Source organism: Streptomyces sp. NPDC058985, assembly GCF_042740985.1.
Classification (GTDB): Bacteria; Actinomycetota; Actinomycetes; order Streptomycetales; family Streptomycetaceae; genus Streptomyces.
On the sequence record NZ_JBHYJX010000004.1, the window covers coordinates 144761 to 164688 of the forward strand.

Here is a 19928-nt window from a genome sequence, read left to right on the forward strand (position 1 = left end):
TGGCGGACCCGCGGCCGGTGTGAGGCGGCGCCTCAGCCCAGCTCCCCGTCCAGCAGCCGGGCCCACTGGTCGACCACCCGTTCCCGCCGGGCCCGGTCGTCGGTGAGGAGGTTGGCAAGGCCCAGGCCGCGGGCCATGTCGAGGAGGCCCTGGACGGTCTCCCGGGCGCCGGGGCGGGTCTCGTCGGCGCCGAGGAGGTCGACGGCGATGCGGTGGCTCTCGCGGCCGACGCGGGCCTCCAGCTCGGTGACCCGGCCGCGCAGCTGCTCCTCGTTGGAGGCGGCCACCCACAGGTGGAGGGCGGCCCGGAAGAGCGGGCCGGTGTAGAGGCCCACCAGCGCGGCGACCACGGCCCGGCGGTCACCGGCCGTCGCGCCCTCGGGGAACAGGGCGCGCAGCGCGAGGGAGCGCTCCTCGGCGACGTACTCCACGGCCGCGGTGAAGAGGTCCTCACGGGTCGGGAAGTGGTGCTGGGCGGCGCCGCGGGAGACGCCGGCGTGTTCGGCGACGACGGAGACCGTGGAGCCCGCCCAGCCGCGTTCGGCGAGGCAGGCGACGGCGGCTTCGAGGAGCCGCTGCCGGGTGGCCCGGCTGCGGTCCTGCTTGGGCACGCGCTCCGCGCGGTCGGCCGTGTCCGCGGCGCCGCTCACACCACCCATTCCGGATCCCGTCGTTCGAGGAAGGCCGTCATCCCCTCGCGGGCCTGCGGGGAGGCGAACAGCCGGGCCGAGAGCGCGGTCAGGCCGGCCGCGTCCCGGTCGAAGGCCTCCAGCACCCTAGCCGTGAGCAGCCGCTTCGTCTCGGCCAGGCCCTGCGGTGAGGCACGGCGCACACCGTCGAGGACGGGCGCGAGTACGGCGTCCACGTCGTCGCCGGCCGCCGTGACCAGGCCGGTGCGGGCGGCCTCGGCGGCGTCGAAGCGCTCGCCGGTGAGGTAGTAGCGGGCGAGGGCGCGGGGGTCGGTGCGCGGCAGCAGGGTGAGGGAGATGACGGCGGGCGCCACGCCGATGCGGACCTCGGTGAAGGCGAAGGTGGCCTGGTGGGAGGCGGCCGAGATGTCGCAGGCGGCGAGGAGGCCGAGGCCGCCCGCGCGGACGTGGCCGGTGACGCGGGCGACGACGGGTTTGGGTACCTCGGCGATCTGCCGGAAGAGCCCGACCAGCGTGTCCGGGTCGGGCGGGTCGCGCAGGTCGGCGCCGGCGCTGAAGGTGGTGCCGGTGTGGGTGAGGACGACGGCGCGCACACCGGTGTCCTCGCCGGCGTCGGTGAGGGCGGCGGCGAGGTCGCCGACGAGGGCGGCGGAGAGGGCGTTGCGGTTGTGCGGGGAGTCGAGGGTGAGGGTCTCGACGCCGCGTTCGCGGGTGCGGCCGATCAGGGTCACTCGGTGCCTCGCAGTTCCCGGCGGAGGATCTTGCCGCTGGCGGCCCTGGGCACGGCGTCGATGAAGGTGACCCGGCGGACGCGTTTGTACGGGGCGACGCGTTCGGCGACGTACATCATGATCTCGCCTTCGGAGAGGCCGGGTGCGGTGGGCTGGCGTACGACGTAGGCGTGGGGTACTTCGTTGCCGTCGTCGTTGTACGTGCCGACGACGGCGGTGTCGGCGACGCCGGGGTGGGTGAGCAGGAGGGCCTCCAGTTCGGCGGGGGCCACCTGGAAGCCCTTGTACTTGATCAGTTCCTTGACGCGGTCGACGACGAAGAGCCAGCCGTCGGAGTCGGCGTGTCCGACGTCGCCGGTGTGCAGCCAGCCGTCCTCGTCGATCAGGGCGGCGGTGGCGTCGGGGCGGCCCAGGTAGCCCTTCATGATCTGGGGACCGCGGATGAGGATCTCGCCGGACTCGCCGGGGGGAAGGTCCTTGCCGGGGTCGGTGAGGGAGACGATGCGCATCTCGGTCCCGGCGATCAGCTTGCCGACGCTGCCGGGCGGCGCGTCGGCCATGGCGTCCAGGGGGACGACATGGGTGCCCGGGGAGAGTTCGGTCATGCCGTACGCCTGGCCCACGGGCGGCAGGCCGAGCCGCTTGGAGCAGGCGGCGGCGAGCCGGGCGTCCAGGGGGGCGGCGGCGCTGACGACGTACTTGAGGGACGAGAGGTCGTACTCGGCGACCAGGGGGTGTTTGGCGAGGGCCAGGACGATCGGCGGGGCGACGTAGAGGCCGGTGATGCGGTGGTTCTGGATGGCGGCGAGGAACTGCTCCAGGTCGAAACGGGGCAGTACGACGACGGTGGCGCCGAGCCGCAGTGGGGCGTTCATCAGGGCGGTGAGGCCGTAGATGTGGAAAAAGGGCAGCACGGCGAGGACGCGGTCGCCGGGGGCGGCCGGCATCAGCGGTTCGAGCTGGGCGAGGTTGGTGGCGATCTGGCGGTGGGTGAGCATCACGCCCTTGGGGGTCCCGGTGGTGCCGGAGGAGTACGGCAGCGCGGCGACGTCCTCGGCGGGGTCGATCGCGATCCGGGGTTCGGGGGCGGTCGACGCCAGCATGTCGATCAGGGAGCGGTGGCCGGCCGCGCTGTCGCACACCAGGATCTCCTGGACACCGCCCGCGAGTTCGGCGGCCCGGCGGGCGGTGTCGAGCAGCGGGGAGACGGTGACGATCCAGCGGGCCCGGGAGTCGCCGAGCTGCTTGGCGAACTCCTCCGCCGTGGCGAGCGGGTGCACGGTGGTGACCGAGGCGCCCGCGCGGGTGGCGGCGTAGAAGGCGAGCGGGAAGGCGACGGTGTTGGGGCTGTGCAGGGCGAGGACGTCGCCCTTGCGGACCCCGGCCTCCGCGAGGGCGGCGGCGACGCGCCGGTGGAACCGGTCCACCTGCTCGTAGGTGAGGGTGGTGCCGTCGGTGCCGTCGATCAGCGCCGGTGCGCTCCCGAAGGCGGCGGCCCGGCCGAGTACGGCCTCGTGGATGGGCAGGTCGACGGGTGGGACGTCGGCGTACTGGCTGCGGAACACGGTTCCTCCAAGGCGGCTCGTACGACGTGGAGTGCGGCCCCCGGGTGCCTAGTAGGACTTGGGCAGGCCCAGGGTCTGGTGGGAGACGTAGTTGAGAATCATCTCCCTGCTCACCGGCGCGATGCGGGCGACCCGCGCCGCCGTGATCAGCGAGGCGAGCCCGAACTCGCGGGTGAGGCCGTTGCCGCCGAGGGTGTGGACGGCCTGGTCCACGGCCTTCACGCAGGCCTCCCCGGCCGCGTACTTGGCCATGTTGGCGGCCTCGCCCGCGCCCATGTCGTCACCGGCGTCGTAGAGGTGCGCGGCCTTCTGCGTCATCAGGCGGGAGAGTTCGAGGTCGATGTGGGCCTGGGCGAGGGGGTGGGCGATGGCCTGGTGGGCGCCGATGGGTGTGTTCCAGACGGTGCGTTCGCGGGCGTATTCGAGGGCGCGGGCGAGGGCGTAGCGGCCGATGCCGATGCCGAAGGCCGCCGTCATGATGCGCTCGGGGTTGAGGCCGGCGAAGAGCTGGAGGAGGCCCGCGTCCTCGTCACCGACGAGCGCGTCGGCGGGCAGCCGTACGTCGTCGAGGGTCAGCTCGAACTGCTTCTCGGTGGCGTGCAGTTCCATGTCGAGCTGCCGGCGCTCGAAGCCGGGGGTGTCCCGGGGGACGATGAACAGGCAGGGCTTGAGCTTGCCGGTGCGGGCGTCTTCGGTGCGGCCGACGATGAGGGTGGCGTCGGCGATGTCGACGCCGCTGATGAAGACCTTGCGGCCGGTGAGGATCCAGTCGCCGGTGGCGACGTCGCGGCGGGCGGTGGTGGTGATGCGGTGGCTGTTGGAGCCGGCGTCGGGTTCGGTGATGCCGAAGGCCATGAGGCGGGTGCCGTCGGCTATGCCGGGGAGCCAGGTCTGTTTCTGTTCGTCGGTGCCGAAGCGGGCGATGACGGTGCCGCATATCGCCGGGGAGACGATCATCATCAGCAGCGGATTGCCGGCGGCGCCCATCTCTTCGAGGACGAGGGAGAGTTCCGTGACACCGCCGCCCCCGCCTCCGTACGCCTCCGGCAGGCTCACGCCGATGTAGCCGAGCTTGCCGGCCTCCTGCCAGAAGTGCCTGGCCTCGGCGGGGCCGGTGGCGCGGGGGTGGCTCCGGGCGAAGGCCGATACCGCTTCGCGGAGGGACTTGTGCTCGTCGGATTCGAGGAGGGTGGTCATCACTGTGCTCCTTCGGGTGCGGGCTTCGTCGTGGTTGGTCGCGCTCACGCGGGGGAGCCGCATATTCAATGCGGCCCCGCGCCCCTTAGGTCTCCTCCACCACCGCCAGCAGAGAGCCCACCGTGACCTGTTGGCCGGGTACGGCGTGCAGGTGCGTCAGCGTGCCCGTGGCCGGGGCGGTGATGCGGTGTTCCATCTTCATCGCCTCCAGCCAGAGGAGGGGTTGGCCCGCCTCGACGGCGGAGCCCTCCGTCAGGCCCTCCGCGACGCGGGCGACCGTGCCGGGCATGGGGGCGAGGAGGGAGCCGGGGGCGTGCTGGGCGGCGGGGTCGGGGAAGCGGGGCAGGGCGGTGAGGGCGGTGGTGCCGACGTGGACGGAGTCGCCGTAGCGGGCGACCTCGAAGCGGCGCTGCACGCCGTCGGATTCGAGGACGACGCGGTGGGCGTCGGCGCGCACCACGCGTACGCCGTCCGCCGCGAGGCCGGCGCGGGTGTGCCGGTAGCGCACCTCGTGTTCCTCGCCCGCGACCGCGTACCGCCTGACCTGCGGCTGCGAGGGCAGGTTGCGCCAGCCGCCGAAGCGGCCGGATCCGGCGCTCGCTTCGGCGAGGGCGGCGGCGAGCGGGGCGAGGGGGTCGGGGGCGGCCTCGGTGAGTCCGGCCAGGTGGCGGTCGTAGAAGCCGGTGTCCATGCGGGCGGAGGTGAACTCCTCGTGGCGCAGGGAGCGGACGAGGAGGTCGCGGTTGGTGACCGGGCCGTGGACCGCCGCCCGTTCCAGGGCTCCGGCGAGGCGGCGGACGGCCTCCGCGCGGGTGGGTGCGTGGGCGACGGCCTTGGCGAGCATCGGGTCGTAGTGGACGCCGATGTCGTCGCCGTCGGTGTAGCCGGTGTCCAGACGGATGCCGGCGGGCACGGTGAGGCGGTGCAGGCGGCCGGCCTGCGGGGCCCAGCCCTGCGCGGGGTCCTCGGCGTACAGGCGGGCCTCGACGGCGTGTCCACGCGCGCGTGGGGGGTCGTTCTCGAGGGCGTGGCCCTCCGCGACACGCAGTTGGAGGGCGACGAGGTCGACGCCGAAGACCGCCTCCGTGACGGGGTGTTCGACCTGGAGGCGGGTGTTCATCTCCAGGAAGTGCGCCCGGCCGTCGGCGACGAGGAACTCGACGGTGCCGGCGCCCACGTAGTCGACGGCGCGGGCGGCGCGGGCGGCCAGGTCGTGGAGTTCGCGCTCCAGGTCCTCGGTGAGGCCAGGTGCCGGGGCCTCCTCGATCACCTTCTGGTGGCGGCGCTGGAGGGAGCAGTCGCGCGTGCCGAGCGCCCAGACCGTGCCGTGGGTGTCGGCGAGGATCTGCACCTCGACGTGGCGGCCGTTCTCGACGTACGGCTCGACGAAGACCTCGCCGTCGCCGAAGGCACTCGCCGCCTCCGCGCGGGCCGCGGTCAGTTCGGCGTCGAGGTCGGCGAGGCGCCGTACGACGCGCATGCCGCGTCCGCCGCCGCCCGCCGCGGCCTTCACCAGCACGGGCAGGTCGGCCTCGGTGACCTCGCCCAGGGGGGCGATGCCCATCAGTTCCTTGGCGCGGGTCTTGGACGCCATCGCCTCGATGGCCTCCGGCGGCGGCCCGATCCAGGTCAGCCCGGCGTCGAGGACGGCGCGAGCGAAGCCGGCGTTCTCGGAGAGGAAGCCGTAGCCGGGGTGGACGGCGTCGGCGCCGGCGGCGAGCGCGGCCTTCACGATCAGGTCGCCGCGCAGGTACGTGTCGGCGGAGGCGGTGCCCGGCAGGCGGACGGCCGCGTCGGCCACGCGCGCGTGGAGGGCGTTCTCGTCGGCGTCCGAGTGCACGGCGACGGTTCGGATTCCGGCCTCGCGGCAGGTGCGGAAGATCCGGCAGGCGATCTCGCCGCGGTTGGCGACGAGGACGGTACCGATCACGGTGTTTCCCTCGCTTGTCACAGTGGTGGCCACAGTGGTTCCCTCACATCCGGAAGACGCCGAAGCCGCCGCGCGCGCCCTCGTAGGGGGCGGTGTGGAGGGCGGACAGGCACAGGCCGAGGACGGTGCGGGTGTCGCGCGGGTCGATGACGCCGTCGTCGTAGAGCCGCCCGGAGAGGAACTTGGGCAGCGACTCGGACTCGATCTGCTGCTCCACCATGGCGCGCAGCGCGGCGTCGCCCTCGTCGTCGTACGGCTGCCCCTTAGCGGCGGCCGACTGGCGGGCGACGATGGAGAGGACGCCGGCGAGCTGTTGCGGCCCCATGACGGCGGACTTGGCGCTGGGCCAGGCGAAGAGGAAGCGCGGGTCGTAGGCGCGGCCGCACATGCCGTAGTGGCCGGCGCCGTAGGACGCCCCCATGAGGACGGACAGGTGCGGGACGCGGGAGTTGGAGACCGCGTTGATCATCATGGCGCCGTGCTTGATGATGCCGCCCTGCTCGTACTCCCTGCCGACCATGTAGCCGGTGGTGTTGTGCAGGAAGAGGAGCGGGATGTCGCGCTGGTTGGCGAGCTGGATGAACTGGGCGGCCTTCTGGGACTCCTCGCTGAACAGCACCCCTCGGGCGTTGGCGAGGATGCCGAGAGGGTAGCCGTGCAGGCTCGCCCAGCCGGTGGTCAGGCTCGTCCCGTACAGCGGCTTGAACTCGTCGAAGTCGGAGGCGTCGACGATCCGTGCGACGACCTCGCGCGGGTCGAAGGGGGCCTTGAGGTCGCCGGGGACGATGCCGAGGAGTTCCTCCGGGTCGTACTTGGGCGGCTCGGCCGGTGCCGGATCGGCGTACGCCTTGCGGTGGTTGAGGCGGGCGACGACGCGGCGGGCCTGGCGGAGGGCGTCGGGCTCGTCCAGGGCGAAGTGGTCGGCGAGGCCCGAGGTGCGGGCGTGCATCTCGGCGCCGCCGAGTGACTCGTCGTCGCTCTCCTCGCCGGTGGCCATCTTGACCAGGGGCGGCCCGCCGAGGAACACCTTGGCACGCTCCTTGACCATGATGACGTGGTCGGACATGCCGGGGATGTAGGCGCCCCCGGCCGTCGAGTTGCCGAAGACGACGGCGATGGTGGGGATGCCGGCCGCGGACAGCCGGGTGAGGTCCCGGAAGATCGCGCCGCCGGGGATGAAGATCTCCTTCTGGGAGGGCAGGTCGGCGCCGCCGGACTCCACCAGGCTGATGCAGGGCAGCCGGTTGGCCAGCGCGATGTCGTTGGCGCGCAGGGCCTTCTTCAGCGACCAGGGGTTGCTGGCGCCGCCGCGCACGGTGGGGTCGTTGGCGGTGATCAGGCACTCGACGCCCTCGACGACGCCGATGCCGGTGACGAGGGAGGCGCCGACCGTGTACTCGCTCCCCCAGGCGGCCAGCGGGGACAGCTCCAGGAAGGGCGTGTCGGGGTCGAGGAGCAGCTCGATGCGCTCGCGGGCGAGGAGCTTGCCGCGCCCCCGGTGCCGGGCGACGTACTTCTCGCCGCCGCCCGCCAGCGCCTTGGCGTGTTCGGCGTCCAGGTCGGCGAGTTTCGCGAGCATGGCGTCGCGGTTCTCGCGGTGGTCGGGGGCGGCGGGGTCGAGGGCGGAGGCGAGGACGGTCACGGCAGGACCTCCGGGGGATACGGCGGGACGGCGGTCACAGCAGGACCTCCGGGAGATACGGCGGGACGGCGGTCACAGCAGGACCTCCGGGATGTCCAGGTGGCGGGCGCGCAGCCATTCGCCGAGCGCCTTGGCCTGCGGGTCGAAGCGGTGCTGGGCGGCGACGCCCTCGCCGAGGATGCCCTCGACGACGAAGTTGAGGGCGCGCAGGTTGGGCAGCGGGTGCCGGGTGACGTGCAGGTCGCGGGTCTCGGGGAGCAGCTGCCGGAAGCGGTCGGTGGTGAGTTCGTGCGCGAGCCAGCGCCAGGCGTCGTCGGTGCGCGCCCAGACGCCGACGTTGGCGTTCCCGCCCTTGTCGCCGCTGCGGGCGCCGGCGACGAGGCCGAGGGGAGCGCTGCGGACGGGACCCGGTGGGAGCGGCCGCGGCGGGGGCGGTTCCGCCACATCCGTCAGTACGGCGGTGTCCTGGGCGCCCGGCACGGGGACCCGGCGCCCGTCGTGGAGGACCGCCACGTGATCCACCGTGCTCCGGGGGACGTGGACGGCCTCGAAGACCCCGTAGGGCGCGCCCTTTCCGGGGGGCGCCAGCACGTGGAAGCCGGGGTAGCTGGCGAGGGCCAGTTCGACGGCGGCTCCGCTCAACGCCCGCCCCACGACCTGCTGGTCGGCGTCCCGGACGACGAGCCGGAGCAGGGCGCTGGCACTCTCCTCGGTCGGCGCGTCGGGCCGGTCGGTGCGGACCAGCTCCCAGCGGACGTCGGCGGCCTTGCCGAGCGAGGGCTCCAGCTGGGCGCGCACCAGCGCCGCCTTGGCCTCGACGTCGAGGCCGGTGAGCACGAACGTGACCTCGTTGCGGAAGCCCCCGAGGCGGTTGAGGCCGACCTTGAGGGTGGGCGGCGGCGCCTCGCCCCGCACCCCCTCGACGCGGACGCGGTCGGGGCCCTCCCGGGTGAGCCGTACGGTGTCGAGGCGGGCGGTGACGTCGGGTCCCGCGTACCGGGCGGCGCCCGTCTCGTACAGCAGTTGGGCGGTGACGGTGCCGGTGTCGACGAAGCCGCCGGTGCCGTCGTGCTTGGTGATGACCGAGGTGCCGTCGGCGTGGATCTCGGCGAGCGGGAAGCCGGGCCGCCGTACGTCGCCGTCCTGGAAGAACGCGTAGTTGCCGCCGGTCGTCTGCGCCCCGCACTCCAGCAGGTGCCCGGCGACGACCGCGCCCGCGAGCCGGTCGTACTCCGTGGGGGCCCAGCCGAAGTGCGCGGCGGCGGGCCCGGTGACCAGGGCGGCGTCGGTGACGCGCCCGGTGACGACGACGTCGGCGCCCGCGCGCAGGCACTCCGCGATGCCGAAGCCGCCGAGGTAGGCGTGGGCGGCCAGGGTCCCCGGGTGGGCGGCGGTGAGGTCGTCGCCCTCGACGTGCGCGACCCTCACGGGGATGCCGAGGCGGTCGGCGAGGGAGCGTACGGCGTCGGCGAGTCCGGCGGGGTTGAGTCCGCCGGCGTTGCTGACGATCCTGACGCCCCGGTCGTGGGCGAGTCCGAGGCACTCCTCCAGTTGGCGCAGGAAGGTGCGGGCGTACCCGGCGTCCGGGTTCTTGAGCCGGTCGCGGCCCAGGATGAGCATGGTCAGCTCGGCGAGGTAGTCGCCGGTGAGGACGTCGAGGGGGCCGTCGGTGAGCATCTCGCGCATGGCGTCGAAGCGGTCGCCGTAGAAGCCGGAGGCGTTGCCGACGCGCAGCACGCTCACTGTGCCGCCCCCTTCGGTTCCCCGGCCTCCTTGGGCTGCCGCCCGGCTCCCGGTGGCCCGGCGAAGGCCTGGGCGATGTCCAGCCATCGGTCGGCGTCGGGGCCCTCGGCGGTGAGGGCGAGGTCGGCGCGGTGGGCGCGCTGGGTGGCGAGCAGGCAGAAGTCGAGCGCGGGGCCGGTGACGCGCTGCGGGGCGTCCTCGGGGCCGTACGCCCACGGATCGCCGCCCGGTCCGGTGAGTTCGACGCGGAACTGCTCGGCGGGCGGGGTGAGTCCGTGGGCGGCGTAGGCGAAGTCCCGGGCGCGGACGCCGATGCGGGCGACGTGCCGGAGGCGGTCGGTGGGCGGTCGCACGACGCCGATCGCGTCCGCGATGTCCAGACCGTGCGCCCAGGTCTCCATCAGGCGGGCGGTGGCCATGGAGGCGGCGGTCATGGGCGGGCCGTACCAGGGGAAGCGGGCGCCGGGTGCGGCGGCGCGCAGTGCCTCGTCAAGAGCGGTCCGGCCGTCCCGCCAGGCGGCCAGCAGCTCGTCCGGATGCTGCCGGGCGCCCTCCTCGGCACCGTCGTCGACGTACCGGTCGGGCGCGGCGAGGGCCTGCTCCACCAGTCCCCGGAAGCCATCCTCGTCGGTGACGGCGAGCAGGGCGGCGCGGTCGGTCCAGGCCAGGTGCGCGACCTGGTGCGCGACCGTCCAGCCGGGCGCCGGGCTGGCGATCCGCCACTCCCCGGGCCCCAACCGGGCCACCAGCGCGTCGAGTTCCTCACTCTCCTCGCGCAGATCGTCGATCACGGGCGTCGGGTCGGACACGATCGCTCCCCTCGGGCACGGTGGTGCGCGGCGCGGTGTGGGGGGAGCATGGCAGGGGCCGGAGGAACAATCAAGCGCGCTTGCATGATTTTCCGCCCGGGAGCGGGACACCGTGCGTACTGGGGTCACACGGCCTCGCGATCACGCCTTACGCGGTCACGCGGTCACGCGGTCACGCGGTCACGCGGTCACGTGGTCACGTGGTCACGTGGCGGTCAGGTCGGCGAACTCGGCGTTGGCGCGCTCGGTGACCAGAGCGAGGACACGGCCGGCGGCGGCCAGGTCGTCCGCGGGTATCCCGCCCCAGATGCGGGCGCTGACGGGCGCGACCTCCGCGCCGACCGCGGCGAGCAGCTCCCGCCCGGCGTCGGCCGCGAACAGGCGCGTGCCGTCCGCCATCAGCAGCCCCTTGGCCAGCAGGCCGTCCACGTCGGCCCGGATGTCGGCCGGGTCGCCCTTCAGCGTGCCGTGGACCTGGGCGACGAGGCCGTCGGGCGTCTGCGAGTCCTCGGCGGTTACGGCGGCGCGCAGGACGGCCTGCTGCCGGAAGGTGACGTCGTGGCGGGTGAGGAACTGCTCCAGCACCCCTCGGGCGGCGTAGTGGGCCAGTCCGAGGGCACGGGCGTCGGCGACGGGCGCGTCGGCGGCGGAATGGTCGGCGGCCGGTGCGGTGGCGGGCGTGGTGGTGGTCATGGCGTTCTCCTCCGAGTGCTCTCGTCGTTCGGTACGGGCGGATCGAGAGGTGCGTCGAGCAGGGTCGTCAACTCGCCGGTGAAGGCACGCGCCCGGGGAGCGTCGAGACCGCCGAGCGGCTCCAGCAGCAGCTGAAGCAGTTCCCGGACCACCGCGATGGCCTCCCGCGTGACGGACTCGCCCTGGTCGGTGAGGGCGAGCTGGACAGCACGCGGGTCGCGGGGATCACGGGTGCGTTCGACCAGCCCGGCCGCCTCCAGCGCTCGGGCGAGCTTCGAGACGTACAGCGCCTCCAGCCCCGTGTGATCGGCGAGCCGACGCTGGCTGGGCCGCTCACCGGCCCGCTGCATCCCGTACAACGAGGCGACCACCGAGTACTGGGCGTGTGTGAGGCCCAGTGGAGCCACTGCGCGATCCACCGCGACCCGCCACTTGTTGGCGAGCCGCCACACGAGGAAGCCGGGCGTCGCGTGCGATGAACCCTCACTCATGAGAAATACAGTACATGGCTACTATATCCATGGCTACTGAAAACACCGGCCGCACCCGCCCGAGCAATCGCCCGGCAGACACCGGGGCTGCGACTGCGGCTACGGCTATGGCTACGGCTACGACTACGACTACGACTACGACTACGACTACGGCAGATCCGGTACCGCCTGCACCTTCCGCCCCCGCCCCACCTGAGTCCGCACCGCCCCCATGCTGGCCGCGATCACCAGGGCGATGGCCGCGGACTGGGTGACGGAGAGGGCCTGGTCGAGGATGAGGAAGCCGGCTGTGGCGGCGATGGCGGGTTCCAGACTCATCAGGATGGCGAAGGTGGGGGCGGGCAGGCGGCGCAGGGCGAGGAGTTCGAGGGTGTAGGGGAGGACGGAGGAGAGCAGGGCGACCCCGGCGCCCAGCGCGATCGTGACCGGGTCGAGGAGCTTCCCGCCCGACTCGGCGATGCCCAGCGGCAGGAACAGCAGGGCGCCGACCGCCATCGCGAGCGCCAGCCCGTCGGCCTGCGGGAAGCGGCGCCCGGTGCGGGCGCTGAAGACGATGTACGCCGCCCACATCGCGCCCGCCCCGAGCGCGAAGGCGACCCCGGCCGGGTCGAGGCTGTCGAAGCCGCCGCCACTGAGGAGGAAGACGCCGGCCAGGGCGAGAGCGGCCCAGACCAGGTTGACCAGGCGGCGGGAGGCCACGACGGACAGGGCGAGCGGGCCGAGCACCTCCAGGGTGACGGCGGGGCCGAGGGGGATGCGGTCGACGGCCTGGTAGAAGAGGCCGTTCATACCGGCCATGGCGATGCCGAAGACGACGACCGTGCCCCAGTCGGCGCGGGAGTGCCCGCGCAGCCGGGGCCGGCAGATCAGCAGCAGTACGACGGCGGCCACGGCCAGCCGCAGGGTCACCACACCGAGCGCGCCGGCCCGCGGCATCAGGGTCACCGCCAGCGCGGCGCCGAACTGCACGGAGAGGCCTCCGGCGAGGACCAGGCCGACCGGGCCGAGGGAACCCCGCCGCCCGCCCGGCACGGAGTGATGGCCGGTGGCGGGCGCCGCCTCCGCGCCGGCCACGGGGGCGGCGGCGGGGGACGGGGTGCTGGGGGTGCTCACGGTGGCTCCGGGGCGTTCGGGAGTAGGACTGAGGAGGAGGCTGGACACGGGCTGGTGCACCACACTGTACGTCACAGTGCAGAGCACTGGACTACGTCAGGCGCATAGCCCCGCCACGCAACTGTCGCGAGCGGGGAGGGTCGCTGTCAACGGACTTCCGGCATGTGGGCGGACTCGCCCGGGGGACCCATTCGGTGAGGAGGTAGCGTCCGCACCGTGAGACGACTCGTTGCCCGCCTCTGGCACCTGCTGCGCCCCGTTCAGAGCCGTGTGATGTGGCTCCTGCACACCAAGTACGTCGTCGGCGTGACCGGCGTCGTGCGCGACGACGAGGGCCGGGTCCTGCTGCTGAAGCACCGGATGTGGCCGCCGGGCCGCCAGTGGGGTCTGCCGAGTGGCTTCGCGCGCAAGGGCGAGGACTTCCGGGAGACGGTCGTCCGCGAGGTGAGGGAGGAGACCACCCTGGACGTGGAGGTGGGCCGCCTGGTCATGCTCAACAGCGGCCTGCGCACCCGGCTCGAAGTGGCCTACGAGGCCCGGCTGCTGGGCGGCGAACTCCGCATCGACCCCTTCGAGATCCTGGAGGCCCGCTGGTGCCGCCCCGACGAGCTGCCCGAGGACAGCCAGCCGGTGTGCGGTCCGCTGGTGCGGGGCGAGACGACGCCCTGAGGGCCTCGCGGGCGGCACCGGACACACCGGCTCGGGCGGACTCCCTTCCGGTCAGCCCATGCTCTTCGCGCCGTCCAGGGACTCGCGGATGATGTCGGCGTGGCCGGCGTGCTGGGCGGTCTCGGCGATGACGTGCATCAGCACCCGGCGGGCCGACCAGTGCGCGCCGGCCTCGAACCAGGGGGCCTTCGGCAGCGGCTGTGCGGCCCCCAGGTCGGGCAGGGTGGCGACCAGCTCGTCGGTCCTGCGGGCGGTCTCCGCGTAGGCGGCCAGCACAGCGTCCAGCGTGTCGCCGGGCAGCATCCGGAACTCGGCGTCCCGCCGCGCCCAGTCGCCCTCGGTCATGGCCGTGAAGTCGCCCATCGCGGACGGGCCGTCGAGGATGAAGTCCACCCAGCCCCTCTCCACCGCCGTCACGTGCTTGATCAGACCGCCGAGGCACAGCTCACTGGCGGTGGTCCGCAGGCCGGCCTGCTCATCGGTGAGGTCACGGGTGGTGAAGCGGAGGAAGTGCCGCTGCTTGGCCAGCATCTCCAGCAGGTCGGCGCGCTCGCCGGTGACGGCCGCTTCGCGGGTGGCCGGGGCGCCGGTGGTGGTCTCGCCGGTGTGGGTGGTGGGCTCTTCGAAGGGCATGGTCCGTCTCCGTCTTCCGGTGTTCCTGCTCCGTCGGTGAGACCACGCTACGAGGCATGTAGGTCGGATCACGTCCTAGATCGCGCGCCCGGGACGGACGACCGGATGACCTAGCGGGCGATCCCCGCACCCCCCATCAGCAGGCCCAGCCCTTCCGTGTCGTCGAAGGTGTCGGCGGACAGCCGGACCACGCCCTCGGTCGCGGGCCCCTCGGCCGTACCGGGGAGCACCCACGCGGCGCCGTCGATCGTGTCACTGCCCGGAGCGGTCACCACGAGGTCCGCGTGGCCGTCGCCGTCCAGGTCGGTGAGGCCGAGGGAGGTGCCGAAGTCGGCCCTGCCGTCCGGGTCGGCGCCGAAGCCGGCCCCGCCGAAGAGGCGGGCGCCGGTGCCGCCGAGTCCGTCCGGACCGCCGGCCAGGAACAGCACCTGCTCGGGACCGGGCTTCCCGTAGATGTCCCAGCGGGGCGCGCCGGCGACCACGTCGGCGTACCCGTCGCCGTTGACGTCGCCGACGTCGAGGGGGGCGAGGGCGGCGTCCTCGTCCTGGGGTTCCTCGCCGGGCACGCCCGGGGTGTCGCGGTCCACGGTCGTCGTCCGCCCGCCCGGCCCGGACTCCGAGCCGTACACGACCGTCACCGAGCTGCGGCTCGCGTCGCCGCCCCGGGGGGTGAGGACGAGATCGCCGAAGCCGTCGCCGTCCACGTCGCCGATGGCACCCGTCCCGGCGTCGGGGAGGCGCACGCCCCGCGGCTGCGTGAAGCCGCCCCGGCCGCCGTGCAGGTAGCTCACCGGTCTGACCTGCTCGGACCAGGAGCCCTCGGGGTCCGGATCGGCGTTGTGGAAGCTCACCAGGTCGTCGACGCCGTCTCCGTCGAGGTCCCCGGCGACGAGGTCGCCGTAGGTGGCGTTGCCGACCTCCGGCGCGGGCCTGCGCGGGGCGGGGACGCGGTCCGTCCCGGCCGGGGTGCCGTCGCGCCGGAAGGGGCCCTTGAGCAGGCCCTTGTCGGAACCGAGCCCGAAGACCAGGTCGGGATGCCGGTCCCCGTCGAAGTCACCGGCGGCGAGCTGCTCGTCCAGGAGCGGGTCGTTGTCCCAGGCGACGTGGCTGCTGTCGGTGCCGGGCACCCGCGTGGCGCCGGCCAGCCCGTTCTCCGACCCCCACACGATGATCACGCTCGGCTTCCAGTCGAAGACGGCGGTGGCGAGGTCGGTGTACCCGTCCCCGTCGAAGTCCCGCGCCACGACGTCCGTCCCGAAGAACGCCTCGTCGCGGTTCTCGCCGGGTATCCCGGGGTCGTCCTGCGTGAGGTACTGGCAGCGCCCGATCCGTGTCCCGTCCCCCGTCCCGTAGGCGACCTCGACACTCCCGCCGCCGCTCCCGCCCTCGACGCTGCCGCCGGAGCCGAGGGCGAGGTCGGGGTTGCCGTCCCCGTCGAAGTCGGCCGGGGGCACGGTGGCCTCCGGGGCGGGGCGCTTCGTGGCGGGCCCGGTGCCCTTCGGAGCAGGGCGCTTCGTGGCGGGCCCGGTGCTCTCCGACGCGGGCCGGCCCGACGCGGCGGCGGTGGCGGGCACGGCGCCCTCGGCCGAGGTCCGGCAGGCGTACGGCGCGGCGACGCCCTCCGGCTCGCCGCCGGCGACCACCACCCCCACGACGACACCCACCGCGACGACACCGGCGACACCGCCGATCAGCCACGTCCGCCTGCCGACGCGCCGCCGCGGGGTGCCGTCCTGATCATCCGAACCGTCCATACGAATGATCACGCACCGGCGGCGGCACGCGGTTCCGATCACCCGCCGGGGGCGCCGGACCGAGGTCCGCGCCGTCACTCCCCCTCCAACCCCTCCGCCAGCACCTCCGCCAAGTGCCGTCCCCGCACCCCGCCCAACTGCTCCAACTGCGTCCGGCACGAGAAGCCGTCCGCCAGGACCACCGCGTCCTCCGGAGCCTCGCGTACCGCCGGCAGCAACTGGTCCTCCGCGCAGGCGGCCGAGACCTCGTAGTGGCCCTTCTCGAAGCCGAAGTTGCCGGCGAGGCCGCAGCAGCCGCCGGTCAGTTCGCCGGTCAGGCCCGCCGCCTCGCGCAGGCGGCGGTCGGCGGCGTCGCCCAGGACCGCGTGCTGGTGGCAGTGGGTCTGGCCGGTGACCGGGCGGTCCACGGCGGGCGGGGTCCAGTGGGGGGCGTGGCGTTCCAGGGCCTCCGCGAAGGTCAGTACACGGGCGGCCAGCCGGGCCGCGCGCGGGTCGTCGTGCAACAGCTCGGGCAGATCCGTGCGCAGGGCGGCGGCGCAGCTGGGTTCCAGGACGACGACCGGTGCCGACGTCTCCAGTACCGGGGCCATCAGGTCCAGCGTGCGCCGCAGCACCGCGCGGGCCTGGTCCAGTTGGCCCGTCGACACGTACGTCAGGCCGCAGCAGACCCGGCCCCGGCGGGTCGGCAACAGCGCCGCCAACGACTTCGACGTGCCGTCGCCCACCGGGGCGCGTCCCCGCAGCGTCGGCGGCAACGCCACCCGCAGCCCCGCCGCCTCCAGGACCCGTACGGCCGCCCGGCCCACCGACGGTGACAGGTGCTCGGTGAAGGTGTCGGGCCAGAGGACCACCAGATCGCCGGAGCGGGCCGGAACCGCAGGACGCCCGCGCCACCAGCGGGTGAACGGCTCCCGGGCCAGGCGCGGCAGCTCCCGTTCGCCCGCGATGCCGCCGAGACGCTTGGCCACCGCCGCCAACGGGCGCACGGACGCCAGCGCGTTGACGACCGGCGCCACCCGCACCCGTGCCGCCCAGCGCAGCCACACCGGCAGCCTGCCCATCGCGTAGTGGGCGGCGGGGCGTCGGCGCCCCGCGTAGTGGTGGTGCAGGAACTCAGCCTTGTACGTGGCCATGTCGACCTCGACCGGACAGTCGGAGCGGCAGCCCTTGCAGGACAGGCACAGGTCGAGCGCGTCCCGGACCTCCGTCGAGCGCCAGCCGTCCGTCACCAGCTCGCCCGCGAGCATCTCGTGCAGCAGGCGGGCACGTCCGCGGGTGGAGTGCTCTTCGTCCCCCGTCGCCCGGAAGGACGGGCACATCACGCCCGCGCCCGACACCGACGTCGTACGGCACTTGGCGACCCCCACGCAGCGCCGTACCGCCGCCGAGAAGTCACCGCCGTCGGACGGGTAGCCGAACGCCACGTCCACCGGCTCGCGCGGCAGGACGGAGAAGCGGAGATTGGTGTCCAGCGGGGCCGGGCGGACCAGCATGCCGGGGTTGAGGAGGTCGTCCGGGTCCCAGACCGCCTTGGCCCGCTCGAAGAGCGCCACCGTCTCCTCCCCGTACATCCGCGGCAGCAGTTCCGCCCGCGCCTGCCCGTCCCCGTGCTCACCGGAGAGCGAGCCCCCGTGCGCCACGACCACGTCCGCCAGCTCCTCCGAGAAGCGGCGGAAACGCGCGACGCCCGCGTCCGTCAGCAGGTCGAAGTCGATCCGTACGTGGATGCAGCCGTCGCCGAAGTGGCCGTACGGTGTGCCGCGCAGACCATGCGAGGTCAGCAGCGCCCTGAAGTCGCGCAGGTAGGCGCCGAGGCGGGCCGGGGGCACCGCGCAGTCCTCCCAGCCGGGCCACGCCTCCGAACCGTCCGGCATCCGCGTCGCCGTACCGCTCGCGTCCTCCCGCACGCGCCACAGCGTCCGCTGCCCCGCCGGGTCGGTCACCACACGCGCGTCGACGACGTCGGCCGCCCGCACGATCGCCTCCGCACGCGCGCGTGCCTCCGCCTCCGAGTCGCCGCCGGTCTCCACGAACAGCCAGGCCCCGCCCCGGGGCAGCCCCTCCGTGGACGGCACCAGGTCGGCCGCCATGCCCTCCACCGTGAGCGGGCCGTACGGCAGCAGCCCGGCCGCCGCCTCCGCCGCCCCGGCCTCGTCGGCGTAGCCCAGCACCGCCAGCGCACGCGCGCGCGGCGCCTCGACCAGCCGTACCGTCGCCTCGGTCAGGACGCCCAGCGTGCCCTCCGAGCCGCAGAAGGAGCGGGCGACGTCCGCGCCCCGCTCCGGCAGCAGCGCGTCCAGCGCGTAGCCGGAGATGCGGCGGGGGAGGTCGGGGAAGCCGGTGCGCAGGCGTGCCAGGTCGCCGTCGGCGAGAGCACGCAGGCCGTCCGGCGCGCCGGCCCACTCCTGCCCGAGCCGCAGCCGCTTCCCGCGCGCGGTGAGCACCGTCAGCTCGCGCACGCTGTCGGCCGTCGTGCCCCACGCCACCGAGTGGGAGCCGCACGAGTTGTTGCCGATCATGCCGCCGAGCGTGCACCGGCTGTGAGTGGAGGGGTCGGGGCCGAAGCGCAGGCCGTGCGGGGCGGCGGCGTCCTGGAGGCGGTCGAGGACCAGGCCCGGCTGGACCACGGCCGTCCGCGCCTCCGCGTCGAGGGAGACCAGCCGGTTCATGTGCCGGGTGAAGTCCACCACCACGCCCGTGCCGGTCGCCTGCCCGGCGATCGACGTGCCGCCGCCCCGCGCGACGACCGGCACCCCGTGCTCCCGGCACACCTCCAGCGCGGCCGCCACGTCGTCGGCGTCTCTGGGCGCCACCACGCCGAGCGGGACCCTCCGGTAGTTGGACGCGTCCATCGTCGTCAGCGCGCGGGACGTGACGTCGAATCCGACCTCGCCGCGGACGGCCCTGCGCAGTGCTGCCTCCAGATCGGTCATGTCTCCAGCATGCGCGTTCGTCGCTTGGCACAGGTCCGCAAGGCGGAGATCTCGTCTCATCGGACGGACATGGCTTCGCCCGGTTTGGCCGACGGGATACCCTCCGGCACGTGGCTGAGATCCAGATTCCTGCTGACATCAAGCCCGCGGACGGTCGATTCGGCGCGGGTCCCTCCAAGGTGCGGGTGGAGGCGCTGGACGCCCTGGCCGCCACCGGTACGTCCCTCCTCGGCACCTCCCACCGACAGGCTCCGGTCAAGAACCTGGTCGGCAAGGTCCGTGAGGGCATCCGCGAGCTGTTCCGGCTCCCCGACGGCTACGAGGTGATCCTCGGCAACGGCGGCTCCACCGCGTTCTGGGACGTCGCGACCCACGGACTGATCGAGAACAGGTCGCAGCACCTGAGCTTCGGCGAGTTCTCGTCCAAGTTCGCCAAGGCCGCGAAGCTCGCGCCCTGGCTGGCCGAGCCGACCGTCGTCTCCTCCGACCCGGGCACCCACCCCGACGCGCACGCCGAGGCCGGCGTGGACGTGTACGCGTTCACCCACAACGAGACCTCGACCGGCGTCGCCATGCCCGTCAAGCGGGTCGCCGGGGCCGACGAGGGCTCCCTGGTGCTGGTCGACGCGACGTCCGGCGCCGGCGGTCTGCCGGTCGACATCACCGAGACCGACGTCTACTACTTCGCGCCGCAGAAGTCCTTCGCCTCCGACGGCGGCCTGTGGATCGGCGTCTTCTCCCCGGCCGCGATCGAGCGCGCCGAGCGGGTCCACGCGTCCGGCCGCCACGTCCCGGAGTTCTTCTCCCTGCCGACGGCGATCGACAACTCCCGCAAGAACCAGACGTACAACACCCCGGCCCTCGCCACGCTCTTCCTGCTGGGCGAGCAGCTGGACTGGATGAACGGCCAGGGCGGCCTGGACTTCACCACCGGCCGCACCAAGGACTCCTCGACCCGCCTGTACACCTGGGCCGACGAGTCCAAGTACGCCACCCCGTTCGTCACCGACCCGGCCAAGCGCTCGCAGGTCATCGGCACCATCGACTTCGCCGACGACATCGACGCCGCCGCCGTCGCCAAGGTGCTGCGCGCCAACGGCGTCGTCGACACCGAGCCGTACCGCAAGCTCGGCCGCAACCAGCTGCGCGTGGCGATGTTCCCGGCGATCGACCCGGCGGACGTCGAGGCGCTCACGAAGTGCGTGGACTATGTGATCGAGAAGCTGTAACGGCTTCTTCTTCCCGTACGACGACGGAGGGCGCCCCGCGGATTTTACCCCCGGCGCCCACCCCCCCAACCTAAGCCCAACTCCACGCCGAACAACACCCTGGCGTGCGCCACCCGCAGGGAGCGGTCGAGGCCGGTCACCCGCAC

General features: G+C 73.7%; 16 protein-coding genes. 2 read left to right on the top strand and 14 right to left on the bottom strand.

Annotation, left to right across the window (positions count from 1 at the left end; genetic code table 11):
• Positions 1 to 32 precede the first annotated feature (32 nt).
• The 11 genes from ACFW01_RS05010 to ACFW01_RS05060 all read right to left on the bottom strand — a co-directional run bounded on the left by ACFW01_RS05010 (position 33) and on the right by ACFW01_RS05060 (position 12564).
• Positions 33 to 659: a TetR/AcrR family transcriptional regulator gene (locus ACFW01_RS05010; protein WP_384502397.1), complete on the bottom strand. Its 627-nt coding sequence runs from the start codon at positions 657 to 659 to the stop codon at positions 33 to 35.
• A complete protein-coding gene (locus ACFW01_RS05015; protein ID WP_384502398.1) occupies positions 647 to 1381 on the bottom strand; it encodes an enoyl-CoA hydratase family protein in 735 nt (244 codons plus the stop codon). The genes ACFW01_RS05010 and ACFW01_RS05015 overlap by 13 nt, the downstream gene beginning before the upstream one ends.
• Positions 1378 to 2946 carry a 4-coumarate--CoA ligase family protein gene (locus tag ACFW01_RS05020; protein ID WP_384502399.1) on the bottom strand — a complete coding sequence of 523 codons (1569 nt, stop codon included), beginning with the start codon at positions 2944 to 2946 and terminating at the stop codon, positions 1378 to 1380. Before ACFW01_RS05020 ends, ACFW01_RS05015 begins: the two co-directional genes overlap by 4 nt.
• Before the next feature lie 48 nt (positions 2947 to 2994).
• Positions 2995 to 4143, bottom strand: a complete 1149-nt coding sequence (locus tag ACFW01_RS05025; protein ID WP_384502400.1) for an acyl-CoA dehydrogenase family protein — start codon at positions 4141 to 4143, stop codon at positions 2995 to 2997.
• 85 nt (positions 4144 to 4228) lie between these two features.
• Entirely contained in the window at positions 4229 to 6073 is a 1845-nt protein-coding gene (locus ACFW01_RS05030) for an acetyl/propionyl/methylcrotonyl-CoA carboxylase subunit alpha (RefSeq protein WP_384502401.1), read from the bottom strand.
• 43 nt (positions 6074 to 6116) lie between these two features.
• Positions 6117 to 7715 (bottom strand): acyl-CoA carboxylase subunit beta, encoded by a 1599-nt coding sequence (locus tag ACFW01_RS05035; protein WP_384502402.1) that lies wholly within the window; start codon positions 7713 to 7715, stop codon positions 6117 to 6119.
• Positions 7716 to 7787: 72 nt separating this feature from the next.
• On the bottom strand, positions 7788 to 9458 hold the full coding sequence (locus tag ACFW01_RS05040; RefSeq protein ID WP_234957128.1) for an acyclic terpene utilization AtuA family protein: 1671 nt from the start codon (positions 9456 to 9458) through the stop codon (positions 7788 to 7790).
• Positions 9455 to 10267 (bottom strand): TIGR03084 family metal-binding protein, encoded by an 813-nt coding sequence (locus tag ACFW01_RS05045; RefSeq protein WP_384502403.1) that lies wholly within the window; start codon positions 10265 to 10267, stop codon positions 9455 to 9457. The genes ACFW01_RS05040 and ACFW01_RS05045 overlap by 4 nt, the downstream gene beginning before the upstream one ends.
• Before the next feature lie 204 nt (positions 10268 to 10471).
• The gene (locus ACFW01_RS05050) at positions 10472 to 10960 is read right to left on the bottom strand and encodes a hypothetical protein (protein WP_384502404.1); all 489 of its coding nucleotides are present in this window, start codon (positions 10958 to 10960) and stop codon (positions 10472 to 10474) included.
• Positions 10957 to 11451: a MarR family winged helix-turn-helix transcriptional regulator gene (locus ACFW01_RS05055; RefSeq protein WP_384502405.1), complete on the bottom strand. Its 495-nt coding sequence runs from the start codon at positions 11449 to 11451 to the stop codon at positions 10957 to 10959. Before ACFW01_RS05055 ends, ACFW01_RS05050 begins: the two co-directional genes overlap by 4 nt.
• 147 nt (positions 11452 to 11598) lie before the next feature.
• Positions 11599 to 12564, bottom strand: coding sequence for an EamA family transporter (locus tag ACFW01_RS05060; RefSeq protein ID WP_234957124.1), 966 nt, complete (start codon positions 12562 to 12564; stop codon positions 11599 to 11601).
• 216 nt (positions 12565 to 12780) lie between these two features.
• Between ACFW01_RS05060 and ACFW01_RS05065 the strand changes: the two genes are divergently transcribed.
• Positions 12781 to 13233 carry an NUDIX hydrolase gene (locus tag ACFW01_RS05065; RefSeq protein WP_384502406.1) on the top strand — a complete coding sequence of 151 codons (453 nt, stop codon included), beginning with the start codon at positions 12781 to 12783 and terminating at the stop codon, positions 13231 to 13233.
• A gap of 51 nt (positions 13234 to 13284) precedes the next feature.
• On the opposite strand, the gene ACFW01_RS05070 is transcribed toward ACFW01_RS05065, so the two are convergent.
• The 3 genes from ACFW01_RS05070 to ACFW01_RS05080 form a co-directional block, all read right to left on the bottom strand.
• Positions 13285 to 13866: a DinB family protein gene (locus tag ACFW01_RS05070; protein ID WP_384502407.1), complete on the bottom strand. Its 582-nt coding sequence runs from the start codon at positions 13864 to 13866 to the stop codon at positions 13285 to 13287.
• 110 nt (positions 13867 to 13976) lie between these two features.
• Positions 13977 to 15620, bottom strand: a complete 1644-nt coding sequence (locus tag ACFW01_RS05075; RefSeq protein WP_384502408.1) for a VCBS repeat-containing protein — start codon at positions 15618 to 15620, stop codon at positions 13977 to 13979.
• Positions 15621 to 15694: 74 nt separating this feature from the next.
• Positions 15695 to 18553 (bottom strand): FAD-binding and (Fe-S)-binding domain-containing protein, encoded by a 2859-nt coding sequence (locus ACFW01_RS05080; protein WP_384502409.1) that lies wholly within the window; start codon positions 18551 to 18553, stop codon positions 15695 to 15697.
• Between the two features lie 110 nt (positions 18554 to 18663).
• Here ACFW01_RS05080 and serC point away from each other — a divergent pair, with 110 nt between their 5' ends.
• Complete coding sequence (serC, locus tag ACFW01_RS05085; protein ID WP_234957120.1) at positions 18664 to 19782, top strand: phosphoserine transaminase; 1119 nt, start codon at positions 18664 to 18666, stop codon at positions 19780 to 19782.
• Positions 19783 to 19928: the final 146 nt, after the last annotated feature.